General features: G+C 71.3%; 16 protein-coding genes. 7 read left to right on the top strand and 9 right to left on the bottom strand.

Going from position 1 to position 19,367, the window contains the following annotated elements; all coding sequences use genetic code 11:
* Positions 1-143: 143 nt before the first annotated feature.
* A complete protein-coding gene (locus WQ56_RS14180; RefSeq protein WP_047137779.1) occupies positions 144-764 on the bottom strand; it encodes a TetR/AcrR family transcriptional regulator in 621 nt (206 codons plus the stop codon).
* Positions 765-940: 176 nt separating this feature from the next.
* Between WQ56_RS14180 and WQ56_RS14185 the strand changes: the two genes are divergently transcribed.
* Positions 941-3,424, top strand: a complete 2,484-nt coding sequence (locus WQ56_RS14185; RefSeq protein ID WP_047137807.1) for an acyl-CoA dehydrogenase — start codon at positions 941-943, stop codon at positions 3,422-3,424.
* 73 nt (positions 3,425-3,497) lie between these two features.
* Complete coding sequence (locus tag WQ56_RS14190; protein ID WP_047137780.1) at positions 3,498-3,911, top strand: hypothetical protein; 414 nt, start codon at positions 3,498-3,500, stop codon at positions 3,909-3,911.
* Between the two features lie 16 nt (positions 3,912-3,927).
* Here WQ56_RS14190 and WQ56_RS14195 read toward each other — a convergent pair whose 3' ends face one another.
* Entirely contained in the window at positions 3,928-5,274 is a 1,347-nt protein-coding gene (locus WQ56_RS14195; protein WP_047137781.1) for an MFS transporter, read from the bottom strand.
* A 114-nt stretch (positions 5,275-5,388) separates the two neighbouring features.
* On the opposite strand from WQ56_RS14195, the gene WQ56_RS14200 reads away from it, so the two are divergent.
* A complete protein-coding gene (locus WQ56_RS14200) occupies positions 5,389-6,993 on the top strand; it encodes a choline dehydrogenase (protein WP_047137782.1) in 1,605 nt (534 codons plus the stop codon).
* Between the two features lies 1 nt (position 6,994).
* Here the strand turns inward: WQ56_RS14200 and WQ56_RS14205 are convergent, their stop codons facing one another.
* The gene (locus WQ56_RS14205; protein WP_047137783.1) at positions 6,995-8,905 is read right to left on the bottom strand and encodes a M48 family metallopeptidase; all 1,911 of its coding nucleotides are present in this window, start codon (positions 8,903-8,905) and stop codon (positions 6,995-6,997) included.
* A gap of 125 nt (positions 8,906-9,030) precedes the next feature.
* A complete protein-coding gene (locus WQ56_RS14210; RefSeq protein ID WP_047137784.1) occupies positions 9,031-9,633 on the bottom strand; it encodes a LemA family protein in 603 nt (200 codons plus the stop codon).
* 84 nt (positions 9,634-9,717) lie between these two features.
* On the opposite strand from WQ56_RS14210, the gene WQ56_RS14215 reads away from it, so the two are divergent.
* The gene (locus WQ56_RS14215; protein ID WP_047137785.1) at positions 9,718-11,133 is read left to right on the top strand and encodes a serine hydrolase domain-containing protein; all 1,416 of its coding nucleotides are present in this window, start codon (positions 9,718-9,720) and stop codon (positions 11,131-11,133) included.
* A 43-nt stretch (positions 11,134-11,176) separates the two neighbouring features.
* Here WQ56_RS14215 and WQ56_RS14220 read toward each other — a convergent pair whose 3' ends face one another.
* Together WQ56_RS14220 and WQ56_RS14225 are read right to left on the bottom strand one after the other, a co-directional pair.
* A complete protein-coding gene (locus WQ56_RS14220) occupies positions 11,177-11,743 on the bottom strand; it encodes a TlpA disulfide reductase family protein (RefSeq protein WP_047137786.1) in 567 nt (188 codons plus the stop codon).
* A complete protein-coding gene (locus tag WQ56_RS14225) occupies positions 11,740-13,014 on the bottom strand; it encodes a YihY family inner membrane protein (RefSeq protein ID WP_047137787.1) in 1,275 nt (424 codons plus the stop codon). Before WQ56_RS14225 ends, WQ56_RS14220 begins: the two co-directional genes overlap by 4 nt.
* A gap of 252 nt (positions 13,015-13,266) precedes the next feature.
* Here WQ56_RS14225 and wrbA point away from each other — a divergent pair, with 252 nt between their 5' ends.
* From wrbA to WQ56_RS14240, 3 genes are all read left to right on the top strand, one after another.
* The gene (gene wrbA / locus WQ56_RS14230) at positions 13,267-13,860 is read left to right on the top strand and encodes an NAD(P)H:quinone oxidoreductase (protein ID WP_047137788.1); all 594 of its coding nucleotides are present in this window, start codon (positions 13,267-13,269) and stop codon (positions 13,858-13,860) included.
* Positions 13,857-14,204, top strand: coding sequence for a DUF2069 domain-containing protein (locus WQ56_RS14235; protein WP_047137789.1), 348 nt, complete (start codon positions 13,857-13,859; stop codon positions 14,202-14,204). Before wrbA ends, WQ56_RS14235 begins: the two co-directional genes overlap by 4 nt.
* 118 nt (positions 14,205-14,322) lie before the next feature.
* A complete protein-coding gene (locus WQ56_RS14240; RefSeq protein ID WP_047137790.1) occupies positions 14,323-14,811 on the top strand; it encodes an asparaginase domain-containing protein in 489 nt (162 codons plus the stop codon).
* 6 nt (positions 14,812-14,817) lie between these two features.
* On the opposite strand, the gene WQ56_RS14245 is transcribed toward WQ56_RS14240, so the two are convergent.
* The 3 genes from WQ56_RS14245 to WQ56_RS14255 form a co-directional block, all read right to left on the bottom strand.
* Positions 14,818-15,222, bottom strand: coding sequence for a hypothetical protein (locus WQ56_RS14245; protein ID WP_047137791.1), 405 nt, complete (start codon positions 15,220-15,222; stop codon positions 14,818-14,820).
* A gap of 214 nt (positions 15,223-15,436) precedes the next feature.
* Complete coding sequence (locus WQ56_RS17775; RefSeq protein ID WP_052773020.1) at positions 15,437-17,758, bottom strand: pre-peptidase C-terminal domain-containing protein; 2,322 nt, start codon at positions 17,756-17,758, stop codon at positions 15,437-15,439.
* Positions 17,759-17,890: 132 nt separating this feature from the next.
* Positions 17,891-19,367: S8 family peptidase (locus WQ56_RS14255; RefSeq protein WP_047137809.1), on the bottom strand; the 1,477-nt coding region annotated here is incomplete at its 5' end.

The raw sequence follows: 19,367 nt of genomic DNA on the forward strand, positions 1-19,367 counted from the left end.
ATCGGTCACTGCCAGCATCACTACTTGGTCAGCAATTACGCAAGACGAGGGCGCGCGGGCCTATCGGGCAGTTGAGCGCGATCGAGGCACATCAAAGCATCCGACGGTCTGAACGAAGACTTCCGCCATCAGCAGACTATTTCCTACCTCGGCACCAGCGTCTGCGCCAGATGCTCGACGTAGGCGTCGAACTCCTCCTGCTGCATCCGGGTCTGGTGCAACTGCAGGTTCAACTGCAGGAAACCGACATAAGCGGCGTAGGTCAGGCGCGCGCGGTGCTGGGCGTCTTCGCGGCCGAGCCCAGCCTGGCGGAACGAGGCGGTCAGGTAGTCGAGCCGGCGCTTGGACACGCGCTCGATGACCGGCTGCACGGTGGCGTGGTCCTGCGCCTTGAGCAGGGCGCTGTAGATGACGTGCGACTTGTACTCGCGCGCGACCATGTGGAACAGCGCGCGCAGGCGCTCGCGCGGGTCGGGCATCGTCTCCAGCGCACCGAACAGTGCCTCCTGCTCCACGTTCTCCCAGCGCTCGAGGGCGGCCTGCAACAGCGCGTCGCGCGAGGGGAAGTGCCAGTAGAAGCTGCCCTTGGTGACGCCGAGACGGCGGGCCAGCGGCTCCACCGCGACGGCCTGCACGCCCGATTCCGCGATCAGGTCGAGGGCGGCCTGGGCCCAGTCGTCGGCGCTCAGTCGGCCCTGGCGTTCGGTCGGTGCGGCGCCGACCCTGGCGGTGCCGGCGGCGGACGGTGAAGCGGGTCTGCTCATCGCGACAGTCTATCCATACGCCTGCGTCGGCAACAGTATCGACACCCCGCCCACGCGCCGCGGCGCAGCATTGACTTCCCCCGGGGCGGTCACCATACTCGACCGTACGGTCAGCATCCGCCACCGCGCGACGCCCGTCGCCTTCCCGCCTGCCACGCCGACTGCCGGAGTCCATGATGAGCGTTGCGATCCCCTTCCTCGCCTTCCTCCTCGCCGGCGCATTCGCCGCCTACCACCGCCTGCGGCTCGCCTACTGGGCCGCGATCACGATCACGCTACTGCTGGCGTGCTGGCTGCTGGGCGCGAACGCCACGGCCACGCTCGTCGCGGCGCTTGTCGTCGCCGCGATCGCGGTCCCGCTGCTGATCCCGCCGGTGCGCAAGGCGCTGGTCACCGCGCCGCTGCTGACGTTCTTCCGCAAGGTGCTCCCGCCGCTGTCGAAGACCGAGCGCATCGCGCTGGAGACCGGCTCGGTCGGCTTCGAGGGCGAACTGTTCACGGGCGATCCGGACTGGAACATCCTGCTGAACTACCCCAAGCCGCAGCTTACCGCCGAGGAGCAGGCCTTCCTCGACGGCCCGGTCGAGACGCTGTGCGGCATGGTCGACGACTGGGAGCTCACCCACGTCCATGCCGACCTGCCGCCGGAACTCTGGGCCTACATCAAGGAGAACCGCTTCTTCGGCATGATCATCCCCAAGGCCTACGGCGGCCTGGGCTTCTCGGCCCTCGCGCACCACAAGGTCATCCAGAAGCTGTCGTCGGTGTCGAGCGTGGTCAGCTCCACGGTCGGCGTGCCGAACTCGCTCGGACCCGGCGAACTGCTCAACCACTACGGTACCCAGGCGCAGAAGGACTACTACCTGCCGCGCCTGGCGGTCGGCCAGGAGGTGCCGTGCTTCGGCCTGACCGGGCCGTTCGCGGGCTCGGACGCGACCTCGATCCCCGACTACGGCATCGTCTGCAAGGGCGAGTGGAACGGCGCCAACGTGCTCGGCGTGCGGCTGACGTTCGACAAGCGCTACATCACGCTGGCGCCTGTCGCCACGCTCATCGGCCTGGCGTTCCGCATGTACGACCCGGACGGCCTGCTGGGCGATACCCAGGACATCGGCATCACGCTGGCGCTGCTGCCGCGCGAGACGGAAGGGGTCGAGATCGGCCGTCGCCATTTCCCGCTCAATTCGCCGTTCCAGAATGGCCCGATCCGCGGCAAGGACGTCTTCATCCCGCTGAGCCAGCTGATCGGGGGCGCGGAGATGGCCGGCAAGGGCTGGAACATGCTCAACGAGTGCCTGGCGGTGGGCCGTTCGATCACGCTGCCGTCGACGGCCAGCGGCGGCGCCAAGGCCGGCGCCGTGATCACCGGCGCCTACGCGCGCATCCGCAAGCAGTTCGGGCTGTCGGTCGGCCGCTTCGAGGGCGTCGAGGAAGCGCTCGCGCGCATCGGTGCCAAGGCCTACGCGATCAGCGCGCTGTCGCAGGCGACCGCGGCCGCGGTGGACCGCGGCGACGTGCCGTCGGTGCCGTCGGCGATCGCCAAGTACCACTGCACGACGATGAGCCGGGAGGTCATCAGCGACGTCATGGACGTGATCGGGGGCAAGGGCATCATCCTGGGCCCGCGCAACTTCGCCGGCCGCAATTGGCAGGCCGCGCCGATCGCGATCACCGTCGAGGGCGCGAACATCATGACGCGCAGCCTGCTGATCTTCGGCCAGGGCGCGATCCTGTGCCATCCGTGGGTCATGCAGGAAATGAAGGCCGCGCAGGACCCCGACGCCGCCGCGGGCCTAGAGGCCTTCGACCGCAGCCTGTTCGGGCACATCGGCTTCGCGATCTCCAACGCGGTGCGCTCGTTCTGGTTCGGGCTGACCGGCGCGCGCATCGGCGCGGCGCCCGGCGACGACTACACCCGGCGCTACTTCCGCAAGCTCGACCGCTATTCGGCCAATCTCGCGCTGATGGCCGACGTGTCGATGCTGATGCTCGGCGGCAAGCTGAAGTTCAAGGAATCGCTGTCGGGCCGGCTCGGCGACGTGCTCAGCCACGTCTACATGGCCAGCGCCATGCTCAAGCGCTACCACGACGAGGGCGCGCCCGAGGCCGACAAGCCGCTGCTGGCCTGGGCCTTCCACGACAGCGTGCACAAGATCGAGACTTCGCTGTCGGCCGCGCTGCGCAACTTCCCGATCCGTCCGGTCGGCTGGCTGATGTGGGCGCTGATCTTCCCCCTCGGCCGCCGCGCCGAGGCGCCCGGCGACCGGCTGGGCCACCGCGTGGCCGCGCTGCTGATGAGCCTCAACGACGCGCGCGAGCGCCTGGCCGAGGGTGTGTTCCTGCAGCCGACCGAGCGCAACCCCGGCGGCCGGATCGCCAGCTACCTGGCCAAGGCGGTCGCGGCCGAGCCGGTGGAGCGCAAGTTCCTGAAGGCACTCAAGAGCAAGGGCATCGAGGCGCTCGACTACGACGCCCAGCTCGACGAGGCGGTGCGCGAGGGCCACATCAGCGCCGAGGAACGGACGCTGCTCGAGGAACTGCGCACGCTGACGCTCGACACGATCACGGTGGACGACTTCGAGGCCGAGGAGTTGCGCTCGGCCGGCTATCGCGACCTGGTCGCACGACGCCGAGAGGACGGGTCGCGCGAAGCGGCCTGAGGCGACGAACTGCAAACCCGAACGGGCACGGTCCTCCTGCAGGCCGTGCCCGTTTTCGTATCTGGAGCCGAGCATGCCGTCGAGCAACCTTTCCGCTTTCGACGCCGCGTTGCTGATCGCCTGCGGCGTGCACAGCCTGGCGTTTGCGCTCTTCCACCTCGCGTTCTGGCGCCTGTTCGGCTGGCCGCGCACGCTGCAGACGACGACGGTCGCCAACCGCGCGATCTTGCAGATCGCCAATGCGCAACTCGTGCTGGTGTTTGCCGGCGTCGCGTGGCTATGCCTGGCGATGCCGAGCGCGCTCTCCGCCACGCCGCTGGGGCATGCCGCGCTCGCCGGCATGGCGGCCTTCTGGTGGCTGCGGCTGACGCTGCAGTTCGTCTGGCTCCGTGTGCACCATCCACTGGTGCATGTACTCAGCGCACTGTTCCTGCTCGGCGCGCTGATGTTCACCGCCCTGGCGGTGCGTGGGTTCGCATCGGGCTGAGCGCCATCGCGCGCAGCTAGACGGCCGGGTCGCGCCCGCGATCGGGGAGCCGGCGCTCGGCGCGGACCACGCGCCAGGCGCCGGCCAGCATGCCCGCGGCAATGCCCACGCCGGCCAGGAACACCACCTGCGAGCCCAGCGTGGCCAGCGCCTTGTGCACCCAGACGAAGGTGACGTCGCTGCCGCGGTAGACCGCGGTGTCGATGACCGCCTTGGCCTTGTAGCGCGATTCGCGGCTCACGCGGGTGTAGAGCGTCTCGCGCGCGGGCTTCGACAGCGAGAACTCGCTAGCCCGGGTCGCGACCTGCACCAACGCGACCAGCAGCGGATACGGCGAGGCCGCGAGCAGCGAGAAGCCGATGAGGATCGCGCAGGCCGGCAACAGCAGCAGCGGCGCCACGCCGTAGCGCCGCAGCAGCCAGCGCGTGAGCAGCAACTGGACCGCGATCGTCAGTCCGTTCACCGCCCAGTCGATCATCGAGTAGTAGCGCGTGGCGGCTTCGGCCGACGGATACGACAGCCGCACGATCGCCGCCTGCTCGTTGTAGAGCAACGTGCCGACGCCGACGCCGAAGAACATCAGCAATGCCAGCCCGCGCAGCAGGGGGTCGCGGACGATCAGCTTCAGGCCGGCCCACACCGAGCCCCCGATCGCGCGCTCGTCGTGCGTGGCGCGGCGCGTTTCGTTGCGGCGCGCCCATTCGCGCAGCTTGAGGATGCACAGCAGGCAGACGGCGAGGAACCCCGCGCTGACCAGCGGCAGGTTCTCCACCCCGATGCGCCCGACCAGCGTCGTCGTCACGATCGGGCCCAGAAAGGCGCCGACCGTGCCGCCGGCGCCGATGTAGCCGTAGTAGCGCTTGGCATGCGCGTTGTCGAACACGTCCGCCATGAAGCTCCAGAACACGCTCACCGCGAACAGGTTGAACACCGCGATCCAGATGAAGAACAGCGCGCCGCGTCCCGGCAGCCCGCTGTCGAACGCCCAGCGGAACGCGCCCAGGCAGGCGATGAAGAACAGGTAGACCACCGGCAGGAACACCCGCCGCGGGAACCGCGACACCAGGGCGCCATACAGCGGCTGCAGCACCAGCATCACGAAGAACGTGCCGGTGAACAGCACCTGCAGCGTGAACTCGCCCAGTGCGATGTCGCGGGCGGCGGCCCAGTCGAGCATGAAGGCGGGAAACACCGTGGCCGCGTCGCTCGAGGCGCCCATCGCGTCGCGCACCGGGCGCAGCACGTAATAGCCGCACAACAGGCAGAAGAAGTACAGCAGCGCCCACCACAGCGGCGGGGATTCGCGCAGCGCGGTCCGGAACTGGCCGCGCGCACGGGGCACGTCGGCGGAACGGTCGGTCATGGGGGACACGTGCGGGAGGCGGCTGGTCGACGCGCACGTTAGCCGATGGCCCGGGCCGCCGCCAGCGGTCCGGGCGCCCTATCCTTGTCGCCCCGTCCCGCCTGCGACCCGTCGATGCCCCCACCCTCCCCGCCCGTCTACGATTACATCGTCGTCGGCGCCGGCTCGGCCGGCTGCGTGCTCGCGCACCGCCTCAGCGCCGACCCGCAGGTGCGGGTGCTGCTGCTCGAGGCCGGCCCGAACGACAGCCACCCGTTCATCCACATGCCCGCCGGCTTGGCCAGGCTGGTCCACCGCAAGGACGTGAACTGGGACTACGACACCGCACCCGAGCCGCAACTGGACGGGCGTCGCCTGTGGTGGCCCCGCGGACGTGTGATCGGCGGCTCGAGTTCGATCAACGCCATGTGCTACACCCGCGGCGTGCCGGCCGACTACGACGACTGGGCGGCGTCGGGCGCAGAAGGCTGGGCCTGGCGCGACGTGCTGCCGTGGTTCCGCCGCAGCGAAGGCAACGTGCGCGGCGCCGATGCGCTGCACGGCGGCGACGGGCCGCTGACGGTCTCCGACCTGCGCCATGTCAATCCGCTCTCGCGGATGTTCGTCGAGGCCGCGCAGCAGGCCGGCCTGCCCGCCAATGCCGATTTCAACGGCCCCCACCAGGCGGGCGCGGGCCTGTACCAGGTAACCCAGCGCGATGGCGCGCGCTGCTCGGCGGCGACCGCCTACCTCGATCGCGCGACCCGCGCGCGCCCGAACCTGACCATCCGCACCGGCGCGCTGGTCAACCGCGTGACGTTCGAGAACGGCCGCGCATCGGGCGTGGTCTACGCCACCGCGCGCGGCGCGTTCCACCAGCCGGCGACGCGCGAGGTGCTGCTGTGCGGCGGCGCGGTGAACTCCCCGCAGTTGCTGATGCTCTCGGGCATCGGGCCGGCGATGGACCTGCGCCGGCAAGGGCTGCCGGTGGTGCACGATGCGCCGGAGGTGGGTCGCAACCTGCAGGACCATCTCGACATCTGCACCGTGGTCCAGGCCACGCAGCGCCTGAGCTACGACCGCGTCAGCGACACGGCGATCGCCTGGGACTACTTCGTCCGCGGCCGGCGCGGCGCGGGCACCAGCAATCTCGCCGAGGCGGGCGGTTTCTTCCGCTCGCCGCTCGCGCCCGACGATCGTGCCGACATCCAGTTCCACTTCGTGCCGGCGATGCTCGACGATCACGGCCGCAACCGGCTGCCGGGCGACGGCTACACCCTGCACGCGTGCTTCCTGCGCCCACGCAGCCGCGGCCGGGTGACGCTGGCCGGCAACCGCATCGGCGACAAGCCGCGGATCGAGCCCGGTTACCTGGGCGATGCGTCGGGCTTCGACCTGCGGATGATGGTCGAGTGCGCGCGCATCTCGCGCACGATCCTCGCCCAGCCCGCGTTCGACGGCGTGCGCGGCGCGCCGATCCATCCCCATCGCGACGACCTGCCGGACGAGGCGCTCGCCGCATTCGTGCGCGCCAAGGCCGAATCGGTCTACCACCCGGCCGGCACCTGCCGCATGGGCGCCGACGCGCTGGCGGTCGTGGATCCGCAGTTGCGCGTGCGCGGCGTCGAGGGCCTGCGCGTCGTCGACGCCTCGGTGATGCCCACGCTCCCCGGCGGCAACACCAATGCGCCGGTGATCATGATCGCCGAGCGCGCCGCGGACCTGATCGGCCGGGGCTGAATCAGGCCGCGCCGGCCCTGCGGGCTGTGACCTGCGCCAGGTCCGGCGGCAACGGGCAGTGCAGCACGCCGCAGATCGTGCGCAGCAGTTCGGACTCGGCGACGCTGACCCGGCCGTCGTGACCGACCGCCGCGGCGATCGCCTCGACGGTCGCCTGCTTGGCCAGCGGATCGAGCGCGTCGAGCGGGGCCCAGACCGCATCGAGCGCGAGCACCCCGCCGCCGGGCGGCGCATAGGCGATGTGGACGTCAGGCAGCACGCGCTGCATGCCGGCCAGGTACGCGCGACGGGCGCCCGCCGGATCGCCGGGATTGCCCGCATGCGCCACGACCGCGAACAGGGTCGCGAAGGCGTGCTTCACCTCCGTCGGCTTGCGGCGGCCGAAGCGCATGTGGCGCCCCGGATCGAGCGCCTCGCGCAACTGCACGTCGAGCAGCCGCCCCAGGCAGTACGCGAACAGCGAGATCCGCCCGTCCGCATGCGCGACCGCCCGGACCGTCTCCAGGAAGACCGCCAGGTCCCGGCGGGCACGCCGCCGCAGCACCGGGAAGGCCATCGCCGCCAGCGGCAGGCGCAGCATCGGGTGCAGCGCCTGCAGGTGCGTCCGCCGCAGGCGCGCGGCCTCGGTCGCGACGTCCGCGCCGAGCCTGGCCGCGATCTCCGCCTGCTGCCGGCCGCGTACCGCCGCATCCGCATCGAGCAGCAGGCCCAGCAGCAGCGGCATGGCCGTGTCGCGATGCACCGCAAGCGCGTGGAGGCCGTCGTCGATGCCGGAGGCCAGCGCGCGCGCACGGGCGTAGTCGTCGTCCTGCGGCTGCGCGACCTGGGCCGCGACCGTCTGCGGGACCAGGGGCATCGAGCCGCCCGGCTGCGGCAGTGGCGGCGCCGCCGGCACCACTCCCAGCGCGATGTCCTCCTGCAACCCGTCCGGCGGCGATGTCCGCCATCGCGCCTGCAGCCGCGCCAGGGCGTCGGCGTCGAACCCCGGCTCGAGCGCCTGGATGCGTCGCAGCAACGGCGGGTGCGTGGCGAAGAGCCCGCTCAGGCCCAGGCCGTCGCCGAACAGCATGTGGCTGACCTCCTCGGCATCGTCGCGGCGCTCGAGCCGCGATCCACCCGCCACGCCGCCGATCTTCTTCAGCGCGCCGGCGATGCCGGCGGACTGGCGCGTGAACTGCACCGCCGACGCATCGGCCAGCGTCTCGCGGCTGCGGCTCACGCCGGCCTTGATCATACGCGCGAAGAACGTGCCCGCGCTGCCGACGACGATCGCCACCAGCGCGATGCCCAGGACGAGGAGCGCGCTTCGATCGCGCGTGCCGCGGCCGAACTCCAGGATCCTGCGGCCGATGACGCCGATCATCAGAATCCCGAACACCACGCCCATCAGGCGCACGTTGAGCCGCATGTCGCCGTTGAGGATGTGACTGAACTCGTGCGCGATCACGCCTTGCAGCTCGTCGCGGTTGAGCCGGTCGAGCGCGCCGCGCGTCACCGCCACCACCGCGTCGGAGACCGAGTAGCCGGCCGCGAACGCGTTGATCCCGCTCTCGAGCTCGAGCACGTAGATCTTCGGCACCGGGACGCCCGAGGCGATCGCCATCTCCTCGACGACGTTGCGCAACCTGCGCAGCTGCAGGTCGTGGGTGTCCTCGGCGACCGCCGTGCCGCCGAGCTGCCGCGCGACCCGGTCGCCGCCCCCGCGCAGCGTCGCGATGCGATACAGCGAGCCGAGCGCGATGACGCCCACCGTCGCCGCGGTCGCCCAGGCCAGCGCCTGCGGATGCGGCCCGACCACCGCCCAGACCACGGCGTCGACCATCGCGACGATCCCCGCCACCGCGAGCGAGAGCAGCACGACCAGCCACGTCGACGTGCGGCGGGCCCGGGCCTGGCGTTCGAAGAAATTCATCGGGCGCGCTGGTTCACGTGATGGGTGGGTCGTGATCGGGGCACCACACGGCCGGCGACCGCCGCCGCGCAACGGGCGGGGCGCTGCCCTGCCGCTGCGGATCCCCTCTCACGAATCCCGCCGCCTCAGAAGCTCACCCTGGGGGCCTCGCGGACCTGCGCGCGGTCGGCCGGGATGTCGAGCAGTGCCGCCGGCCGGAAGCGGAAGTTGTTGGCGACCAGGCTCGACGGGAAGACCTCGCGCCGGTTGTTGTAGGCCATGACCGCGTCGTTGTAGGCCTGGCGCGCGAAGGCGACCTTGTTCTCGGTGCTGGCCAGTTCCTCGGTCAGTTGCAGCATGTTCTGGCTGGCCTTGAGATCGGGATAGGCCTCCGACACCGCCAGCAGCCGTCCCAGCGCGCCGTCGAGCGCGCCCTGGGACTGCGCCAGTCGGCCCATCGCGGCCGGGTCGCCCGGTGCGGCCTTGGCCGCCGCCAGTCCGGCCTGCGCTGCGCCGCGCGCGGCCACGACCGCCTCCAGGGTCTGGCGCTCGTGCTGCAGGTAGCCCTTGACGGTCTCGACGAGGTTGGGGATCAGGTCGAAGCGGCGCTGCAGCTGCACGTCGATCTGCGCGAAGGCGTTCCGGTAGGCGTTCCGGGCGGTGACCAGCCCGTTGTAGATCCCCACGCCCCAGAGTGCGAGTGCAACGACCACACCGACAAAAACGAGCAGGATCAGCAGGCTACCCATCGAACTTCCCCTTGTTCATGCAAATCGGAATTGGCGCGCTATATCATCTCCGGGTCGCCGGAGCATACGCAGGGGGAAGGCCCGATGAAAAGCCGACATCCAGCTCGCCGCCCCCTGGCCAGGATCGGCCTGATCGGCCTGCTGCTGCCCGCCGCGCTCGGCTCGGCGGCGCAGAGCCCGCCCGCCGAGAGCGAAGCCGCCGACGACATCGCCGAGGTGGCCGCGGTGGTGCCGCTGAGCGAGCGCCCGATGGCGCGCAGCCGCGAGGACGCGGTCAAGCCGCAGCCGCTGATGCCGGTGCGCCAGCCCAAGCCGCTGGCCAGCGGCTTCGACGTCGCGCTGTTCGAGGCGATGGCCCAGGACCTGGTCGCCAACCAGCGCGTGCCGGGCCTGGCGATGGCGATCGTCCACAACGGCCAGGTGCTGAGCGCGCGCGGCTACGGCATCACCGACGTCAAGTCGGCCGAGCCGGTCGACGCGCACACCGTGTTCCGGCTCGCGTCGCTGTCGAAGTCGTTCGCCGGCACCATCACCGGCATGCTGGTGTCCGAGGGCGCGCTGCGCTGGGACAGCCACGTCGTCGACTACATGCCGTCGCTGCGCTTCTCCGATCCCTCGGCCGCCCAGCAGCTCACCGTCGCCGACGTGCTGAGCCACCGCGTCGGCCTGGGCCGCAACACCTACGACCGCGACATCGAGCGCAACGCCGACTACCACGACCTGGTGCAGCGGCTCTCGGCCGCGCCGATGACCTGCCAGCCGGGCAACTGCTACGCCTACCAGAACGTCGCCTTCAGCCTGATCGGCGACGTGGTGTTCGCCACGTCCGGGCAGTTCTTCAGCGAGGCGGTGTCGCGGCGGATCTTCAAGCCGCTGGGCATGAACGACGCCAGCTACGGCCTCGAAGGCATCCAGGCCAGCGCGCGCTGGGCCAAGCCGCATGTGCGAGCCGGCGGCGGCTGGACCTCGCTGATGCCCAAGCCGACCTACTACCGGCTCGCGCCGGCCGCCGGGGTCAACGCCAGCATCGCCGACATGGCGCAGTGGATGGTCGGCCAGACCGGGCACCGGCCCGACGTGCTGCCGGCGCCATTGCTGGCGACGCTGCAGGCGCCGATCGTCGGCACGCCGCCGGAGATGCGCAATTCCTCGTGGCGCCGCGACCGGCTCGAGGCGGCCGGCTACGGGCTGGGCTGGCGCGTGTTCGACTACTCGGGCGAGCGCGTGGTCTTCCACGGCGGCGCCGTGCAGGGCTACCGCGGGCTGATGGCGATGATGCCCGAGCGCGACCTGGGCATCGTGGTGCTGTGGAACAGCGAGAGCGGCCTGCCGTCCGGCCTGATGCCGACGATCCTCGACCGCGCGATCGGCCTGCCGCCGCAGCGCTGGCTCGACGTCGACCCGAACATCGAACTGCTGCACGCCCAGCGCGGCCACGCGCCGACGCATGCGCCGTCGGGCGGCAGCACCACGCAGCGGGCGGCCGCCACGCCGGAATGATGCCGGCGCGCCCGGCGCACGCGCCGGACGCATCGCGCGGCCTTCAGCCGGCCGCGGGTCCGCCGGCCTGCGCGATCAGTTCCTCCAGCCGCGCCGCGGTGACCGGCCCGAGGATCTTCTCGACGACGCGTCCGTCCGGACCGATCAGATAGGTCATCGGCAGGCCCTTGGGCGTCTCGAAGTCGGCCGGCGGTTCGAAGGTGTCGACGATCGCGATCGGGTAGACGACCGGGCGCGTCTCGAGGAACGCACGCAGTTCGTCGGCGGTGGTGTCCTCGTACGCCAGTCCCACGACCTGCACGTGCTCGCGCATCGCATCGAGCGCCGACAGCTCGGGCATCTCCTTCAGGCACGGCGCGCACCAGGTCGCCCAGAAGTTGACGACGACCCACGTCCCGCGATGATCGGCCAGGTCGAACGTGCCGCCGTCGAGCGTCTCGACCCGCAGCGCGGGCCGCTCGCGCGACGACGCGTCCGGTGCGGCCGGCGCCGCATCGCCGGCAGGCGTCGCCGCGGCGCGGTCGTCGACCGGGACGGCAACCTCGTCGTCGCGCTGGCAGGCGGCGAGGACGGCGGCGAGGGCGAGACAGGGAACGAGTCGGCGGATCATGCGGGGGTCTCCGGTGAGGCGTAGACGCCGGCGACCCGGCGCTTGAGCAGGTCGCGCAGCGGGATGCGCAGGTCGTCGAGGGCCGCCGATGCGGCGACCCCCAGCCGGTCGTCGCGACACGGCAGGTGCGCTTCCTCGATCGGAATGCGCAGATGGCAGGCTTCGTAGAGCTCGGCCAGGCTCAGGCCGTCGAGGTCGCGGGCCAGCAGCCATTCGCCGGTCTCGGCGCGCCGCAGCAGCTGGATGTCCTCCAGTTGCGCGAGCATCTGCTGGACCAGCGCATCGGTCAGCATGGGCTCGAGCGTCTGGATCTCGTCGCTGTGCAGGCCGCGCCCGGCCGGACGGGCCTCGGCGAAGCGACCGAGCATGCGCAGCAGGCCATAGAGCTCGTAGCCGCGCGGCAGCCGCAGATGCGCCGGCTGGTAGCGGAACGCCGAGATCGACGAGGCGAACGAGGCGCCGAGCAGGATCGCGACCCAGCCCAAGTACACCCACAGCAGGAAGATCGGCAGGAACGCGATCTGGCCGTAGATCTTCTCGTAGGCGCTGAAGCTGCCCAGGTACAGGCCGATGCCCCACTTCACCAGTTCCGACAGCAGTACCGACAGCGCCGCGCCGGCGAACGCGTGCCGCCACTGCACGGTGCGATGCGGGACGACGCGGAAGATCGTCGCGAACGCGGTCAGCTCGATCAGCATCGGCGCCGCCCACAGCATCGCGCCGCGCAGCCAGCGGCCCGAGTCGGTGCTGAAGATCTCCAGCGCGAAGAACCGCGCCGATACCGCCAGACTCGCGGTCGCGATCAGCGCGCCGAGCGTGAGCACGGTCCAGTAGACCAGGAAGCGGCCGACCGTCGGCCGCGCCGACTTCACCCGCCAGATCCGGTTGAACGTGCCCTCGATGCTGAGCAGCGTGACCAGCACCGAGATCACCAGCGCCACGACGCCGATCGTCGTCAGCTGGCCGGTATTGGCCGAGAGCTGCAGCAGCACCGCCTCGACCGCGCGCGCGCTGCTGGGCACGAAGTTCGAGAAGATGTAGTCGCTGAGCTGGTCGCGCCACTGGCCGAACGCGGGGAACACCGTCAGCACGCCGAACACCACCATCGACAGCGGCACCAGCGCGAACACCGTGGTGAAGGCCAGCGCACCGGCCGCCTCGAACAGGCGGTCGTCGAGGAAGCGCCGCCACAGGAAGCGCGCGAACGACAGCGCCCGCGCGCGGTCGGTGATGCGCTCGCTCCAGCGGCTCAGGGTGTCGAGCGGTTCCATCGGCGCAGCGTAGCAAAGCGGCCCGCAGCGCGATGTAGGCCGGCCGTTATTCCCGCCGGAGCCGCAGCAGCCACGCTGTAGGCGCGCGCTCGCGCGCGATGGGCATTTCCGGCAAAGCGCCCTCGCGCGCGAGCGCGCTCCTACAACCCGCTGGCGCGTGGACCGGCGAACTCGTACGGTGGCCCACCCGCGTCCACTGCGCGAGAATGCAGATGCGATCGCGGATTCCCCACCCACCATCAAGGCGACTGCATGCCCGACATCCTCGTCCTCTACTACAGCCGCAACGGCTCGGTCGCCCGCCTCGCCCGCCAGGTCGCGCGCGGCATCGGCGAGGTCGACGGCATGCAGGCGCGTCTGCGTACGGTGCCGCCGGTGGCCGCGGTCACCCAGGCCGCCGCGCCGCCGGTGCCCGAGGACGGCGCGCCGTACGTCGAGCGCGCGGACCTGGCCGAATGCGCCGGCCTGCTGCTCGGCAGCCCGACGCGCTTCGGCAACATGGCCGCGCCGCTCAAGCACTTCCTCGACGGACTCGGCGCCGAGTGGGCCAGCGGCACGCTGGTCGGCAAGCCGGCCGGGGTATTCACCTCGACCGCCACCCAGCACGGTGGCCAGGAGGCGACGCTGCTGACGATGCTCGTCCCGCTGCTGCACCACGGCTGCGTGATCGCCGGCATTCCCTACACCGAGCCCGCGCTCACCAGCACGCGCAGCGGTGGCACGCCGTACGGCGCCAGCCACGTCGCCGGCCAGCAGGACGACCCGCAACCGACCGACGACGAGGCCGTGCTCGCCCGCGCACTGGGCCGGCGGATCGCGTTGCTGGCCGGCAAGCTCGCGGCATGAGAACCGGCGCGTCGCGGATCGTCCTTGCCGGCGCGCTCGCGGCGATCGCGCTGCTGTACTTGGCCTGGCACTGGGGCGGCGCGCATTTCGGCGCGGCGCTGCTGGTGTTCGTGCTGCCGCCGCTGCTGCTGCTCGCCGGCGTGCTGCGCGGCGCGCGCAGCGCGGCGCTGTGGTCAGGGATCGCGGCGCTGTTCTGGTTCTCGCACGGCGTGATGTATGCCTGGACGCATCCCGAGCAGGGCCTCTACGCCTGGGCCGGGATCGCGCTGTCGCTGACGGTCGTGTTCTCGGCCAGCCTGCCCGGCATGCGCGCGCGTTTCGCGCGCAGACGCGCTGATTCGTGATTGCTGATCGGTGATCGGAGGAAGCAAGGCCGCCGGCCGGCGCTTCTTCGATCACGGATCGCGAATCGCCGATCGCGCCCCGCTATCATTCACGTCACTCCACACAGACCCCATGGCAATGGACGAGCTGCTGATCGTCACCACCGGTGGCACGATCGACAAGATCTACTTCGACGACAAGTCGGACTACCAGGTCGGCGAGCCGCAGATCGGGCGCATGCTCGAGGAACTGGGCGTGGCGTTCCGGTTCCGGGTGATCCCGATCATCCGCAAGGACTCGCTGCACATCACCGACGACGACCGCGAACTGATCCGCGCGACGATCGCCGCGCAGCCCGCGCGCCACGTGCTGCTGACCCACGGCACCGATTCGATGGTCGAGACCGCGAAGGTGCTCGCCTCGATCGCCGACAAGACGATCGTGCTGACCGGCGCGCTGAGCCCGGCGCGCTTCCGCGGTTCGGACGCCGAATTCAACATCGGCACCGCCGTCGGCGCGGTGCAGTCCAGTCCGCCCGGCGTCTACGTGGCGATGAACGGCCGGATCTGGGACCCGCTGAAGGTCCGCAAGAACGTCGAGGCCAACCGCTTCGAGCCGCTGGCCTGAGCGCGCTCAGCGCTGGATGGTCATGACGCCGTCGGGTTCGGCGTAGTCGACGTCCGGGTCGGCCTGCAGCGCCTCGACCAAGCGCCGGGTGCCGGCGGCATCGAGCGTGGGATCGACCGAGAACACGTCCGCGCCGACCGCCAAGCGCCGCAGCCACGACAGTTTCGGTGACGCCGGCGCCGCGGCCTTTCCGCCCAGTTCGCCGGCGATCTGGTCCAGGTGCGCCTGCACGGCGTGCGGGTCGCGCGCGGGCGCGGTGCCGGCGCGGTACTTGACGATGAAACGTTGCTGCATGGCGGGCTCGTTCTGCGGCGCGGGCGCGTCGGGGGCGCGCGAAGCCATCAACGCCGCAACCGGCGTGCACAGCACCATGACGGCCAGGACCGCATAGCCAATGGAGATCGGACGCATGGCCCCGTACCCGTGGAGGCCGCGGACGGCGGCCGTTCCCGTCAAGCATGCCTTCATCCCGGCGATGCCGGGATGAAGGCCACAAGACGGTTCCGGGACAATCCGGGCCGGGGCCGTCCCTGACCCGGAGGCCGAACGCGTGTGCTCCGATCGGCCAGGATGCATGCGGCACGTCCCGGCCCGCGCCGCCGCCCGCCGACCGGGCCGTCGGCCGTCAGTACGTCGCCGTCAGCGTGACGCCCGAGATCGCCGAGTACGCGTGCACCATCACGTGCCACGTGCCCGCCTGCGGGTTGACGAAGGTGCAGGTCTCCTCGTTGCCGAAGCGGTAGGGACGGCAGTCGTAGGCGCTGGTGGTCGGCTGCTCGCCACGGCGCACGTACAGGTCGCCGTCGCCGCTGCCGCCGGTCATCGCGACCGTCCGGCTGGCGGCACCGGCCGGCACCTGCACCGTCCAGTACTGCGCGCTGCCCGCCTCGCCCGAGATGCCGGTCACCGGCACGCCGCTGCGCAGCGAGCCGTCGCCGCCGCCGTCGCTGGGAGCGGCATGGCGCGCCTGCAGCGTGACGTTGGCGAACGCCGCGGTGCCGACCAGCTTGATGTAGTACGTGCCGGCCTCGGGATCGACGATGCGGATCGACTCGTTGTTGCCCGGCCGCTGGGACCGGAAGTCGAACGCATCGGGACCGGGCTCGGCATCGCGGCTCACGTACAGCGAGACATTGCCGGTGCCGCCCGAGGTGGTGATCACCAGCGGGCCGGTGACGCCCTCGGGCACGACCAGGCTGTAGAGCTGCTCGCTGCCCGCCGCGCCGGCCAGCCCGGGCACAGCCGTCGCGTTGACGATCGCGATCGCGTCCGGACCGGTGTCGCCGACCTCCAGCGTCTCGCTGCGGCTGTGGCTGCGACCCTCGGTGTCCGTCACGGTCAGCGTCACCGTGTAGCTCCCGGCCTCGGCATAGGTGTGCACCGGGCTCGCCTGGGTGGAACTGGCGCCGTCGCCGAACGTCCAGGCATGGCTCGCGATCGCGTCCTCGCCCTCGGTGGAGGTGTCGGTGAAGGCCACCGTGCGCGTGTCGGGATCGATCGCGTACTCGAAGCCCGCGGTCGGCGCACCCGGTTCCAGCCCGCCGTCGGCACCGATGGTGTCGACGAACTGCGCGCCGGTGCCGGCCGCGTCGAGCCAGCCGGCCAGCGAGGTCGCCGCGGTGCCGCCGCCGGTCCACGAGGTGAACAGCCGGCCGTACCAGTCGACGTGGTCGGCACCTGTGGTCGTGCACGAGGCGTAGCCGCCGTGCAACTGGCCGATCACGCGGCCTTCGGGGCTGAACAGCGGCGAGCCCGACGAACCGCCCTCGGTCGTGCCGCGCGGGTTCCACTGCACCCACAGGTGGCTGCTGCCGCTGTTGCCCAGGTAGCCCTCGACGCGCAGCGGGTTGTCGGAATGGGTGATGCGCTTCTCGGCCACCCGCGGGTGGTGGATGCCGGTGGCCCCGCTCGGCGCGAGGTCGCGGCGGTCCCAGCCCGACCAGCTCAGTTCGAACGCCGGATCGGCCGGGGTGTCGAGCTCGAGCAGCGTGAAGTCCGAGCCGGCGTGGGTCGCGCGCACGGCCGCGCCGGTCTGGTTCTGCGCCAGGCTGCCGTCGCCGTTGGCGCCGCTGTCCGCGCTGCCCGGCGTGCGGCAGGTCGAGTTCTCGTAGTTCCAGTACACGACGATGCTGGCCGCCGCGTCCGCGGTCCCCATGCCGCAGTGGTGGGCGGTCAGGAAGTACATCTTCTGGTCGCCGGCGGTGTTGTTGAGCAGCGCGCCGCTGCAGTAGAACGTGCCGAAGCGCGAATAGGCGCCGACCGACGGGATCTCGGCGCGGAAGTCGTCGCCGTCGGGACACACCACGTCGACGTTGCAACTGCCCGACACGCCCTTGGTCTGCGCCAGGGCGCCCTCGCGCGCGAGCCGGCCGAAGCCGACGTAGTCGTGGTTGACGCTGGTCAGGCGCAGCTTGAGCTCAGGCAGCCTGGCCTTCGGCACGACGACCTCGATCACCGCGCTGTCGCCCGGCACGATCGGCGTCCACAACGCGCCGTGCGGCTTGTTGTCGCTGGCGTCGAAGGCGCGGATCGCCTCGGGATCGGCGTTGCGGTCCAGCCCGGCCGGATAGACCAGCAGACGCCCGCCCTCGGGCATGTGGTACTCGGAGAATCCGAAGTTCAGCGACAGGGCGTCCTTGGATTCCACACGCAGTCGCCAGACGAGATTGCCGCCGGCGATCTCGTCCCAGTCGCCGGCGTCGGCCGGTGTCAGGTCGACCGCGGGCGGCGCGGCGAACCGCACCGGGCGCTGGCCCAGCGCGCGCGCCTGCCGCGTATCCTCGGCGCGCAGCCGGGCGACGTCGACGCCGGGCATGCGCTTGAGCTCGACGGTGTGCTCGGCCGGCAACCGGTGCGCGAATGCCGCAGGTCGCGCATCGCGCGGCGCCGCGGTCGCGACGCCGAGCGACAGCACGCCGGCGGTGAAGCTTGCGATCAGAGTCTTCATCCTTCTCTACCCCTTGTTGGATTGCACCGAAAAAACGGAGCACACCGCGAACGGCGTGCTCCGCCGGCGACGCGCGTGACGATCACCACGCCCACCGCCTGCCCTCTGCCCCGAGCCCTGCTCCCCGTTGCGCTAGTCGTGATCAGCGCGCAGCGTGGCCCCCGAGAACGACGTGTAGCCGCGGACGAGCACGTGGTACGTGCCCGCCTGCGGCGCGGCGAACGCGCAGCTTTCGTTGTTGCCCGACCGGTAGGGACGGCAGTCCCAGGTCGAGGTCGTCGGCTGCGCGCCGCGGCGCACGTACAGGTCGGCGTCGCCGCTGCCCCCCGACAGCGCGATGACCAGGTTCGACGCCCCCGCCGGCACGTTGACCGTCCAGTACTGGCTGCTGCCCGCTCCGCCCGACAGCCCGGAGACCGGCGTGCCGACGACGAGGCTGCCGTCGCCCGGACCGGGGCCCGGCCCCGGTCCAGTGCCGCCGCCGGTGGCCGCGTCGACCGCCGCCTTCGCGTCGACGATGCCCGCGCCGATCGGCTGCGAGGGCGTCGACGGGAACGGACGCGCCGTGCTGGTCAGCAGCGCCTTGATCTGCGCCGGCGTCTTGGCCGGATTGGAGACCGACTGCACCAGCGCGACGACGCCGGCCACGTGCGGCGCCGCCATCGAGGTGCCGTCGTAGGACGCGTAGCTCTCGCTGCCGGGCGTGGTCTGGCCGCTGTTGAGCGTGGAGACGATGCCCGAGCCGGGCGCCGAGATCGTGATGCCCGCGCCGTAGTTGGAGAAGCTCGACCGTGCGCCGGTGCTGGTGTTGGACGCCACCGCAATCACGTTGGCGCAGTTCGCCGGGGAGAAGCCTGAGACGTTGGCATTGCTGTTGCCCGCCGCGATGACCAGCGTCGTGCCGCGACCGACCGCGCCGTTGATCGCGCTCTGCATCGCGTTGCCGCAGCTGCCGCGCCCGCCCAGGCTCAGGTTGATGACCTCGGCCGGGTTCGCATTGGCCGGCACCCCCGAGACGGTGCCGCCCGAAGCCCAGATCACCGCGTCGGCGATGTCCGAATCGTAGCCGCCGCCGCGACCGAGCACGCGGACCGGCACCACCTTGGCCAGCGGCGCGGTGCCGGCGACGCCGACGCCGTTGTCGGTCACCGCCGCGACGGTGCCGGCGACGTGGGTCCCGTGCCAGCTCGACGGATAGATGCTGTAGAAGTCGCCGGGGTCGCTGGGATCGGCATCGCGGCCGTTGCCGTCGCCGGCCACCGTCGTGTCGCTGATGAAGTCGTAGCCGGGCAGGATGTTGGCATTGAGGTCGCTGTGCGACGCGATGCCGGTGTCGAGTACCGCGACGACCGCGCCCGCGCCCTTCGTGACGTCCCAGGCGGTCGTGGCGCGGATGCCGCCGGCCCCGGTGCCGAACCCGTATTGCTGGCTGAAGCGCGGATCGTTCGGCGTCCAGAACGCGCGGTTGAGCTTGTCGACCTCGATGTACTCGACGTCGGGGTCGGCCGCAAGCTGCCGCATCAGCGACTCGGCGTCGGCCCGGTCGAGCTTGCGGCTAGTGCGCACGACGTCGGCGCCCACGGCGGTGCGACGCAGATGCTCGAGCCGC

The sequence above is a fragment of the Luteimonas sp. FCS-9 genome, from assembly GCF_001014645.1.
Classification (GTDB): domain Bacteria; phylum Pseudomonadota; class Gammaproteobacteria; order Xanthomonadales; family Xanthomonadaceae; genus Luteimonas.

Bases quoted from the DNA above. Each gene is read 5' to 3' on its own strand.
- WQ56_RS14180 (WP_047137779.1), bottom strand. From the start codon at position 764: ATGAGCAGACCCGCTTCACCGTCCGCCGCCGGCACCGCCAGGGTCGGC.
- WQ56_RS14185 (WP_047137807.1), top strand. From the start codon at position 941: ATGAGCGTTGCGATCCCCTTCCTCGCCTTCCTCCTCGCCGGCGCATTC.
- WQ56_RS14190 (WP_047137780.1), top strand. From the start codon at position 3,498: ATGCCGTCGAGCAACCTTTCCGCTTTCGACGCCGCGTTGCTGATCGCC.
- WQ56_RS14195 (WP_047137781.1), bottom strand. From the start codon at position 5,274: ATGACCGACCGTTCCGCCGACGTGCCCCGTGCGCGCGGCCAGTTCCGG.
- WQ56_RS14200 (WP_047137782.1), top strand. From the start codon at position 5,389: ATGCCCCCACCCTCCCCGCCCGTCTACGATTACATCGTCGTCGGCGCC.
- WQ56_RS14205 (WP_047137783.1), bottom strand. From the start codon at position 8,905: ATGAATTTCTTCGAACGCCAGGCCCGGGCCCGCCGCACGTCGACGTGG.
- WQ56_RS14210 (WP_047137784.1), bottom strand. From the start codon at position 9,633: ATGGGTAGCCTGCTGATCCTGCTCGTTTTTGTCGGTGTGGTCGTTGCA.
- WQ56_RS14215 (WP_047137785.1), top strand. From the start codon at position 9,718: ATGAAAAGCCGACATCCAGCTCGCCGCCCCCTGGCCAGGATCGGCCTG.
- WQ56_RS14220 (WP_047137786.1), bottom strand. From the start codon at position 11,743: ATGATCCGCCGACTCGTTCCCTGTCTCGCCCTCGCCGCCGTCCTCGCC.
- WQ56_RS14225 (WP_047137787.1), bottom strand. From the start codon at position 13,014: ATGGAACCGCTCGACACCCTGAGCCGCTGGAGCGAGCGCATCACCGAC.
- wrbA (WP_047137788.1), top strand. From the start codon at position 13,267: ATGCCCGACATCCTCGTCCTCTACTACAGCCGCAACGGCTCGGTCGCC.
- WQ56_RS14235 (WP_047137789.1), top strand. From the start codon at position 13,857: ATGAGAACCGGCGCGTCGCGGATCGTCCTTGCCGGCGCGCTCGCGGCG.
- WQ56_RS14240 (WP_047137790.1), top strand. From the start codon at position 14,323: ATGGACGAGCTGCTGATCGTCACCACCGGTGGCACGATCGACAAGATC.
- WQ56_RS14245 (WP_047137791.1), bottom strand. From the start codon at position 15,222: ATGCGTCCGATCTCCATTGGCTATGCGGTCCTGGCCGTCATGGTGCTG.
- WQ56_RS17775 (WP_052773020.1), bottom strand. From the start codon at position 17,758: ATGAAGACTCTGATCGCAAGCTTCACCGCCGGCGTGCTGTCGCTCGGC.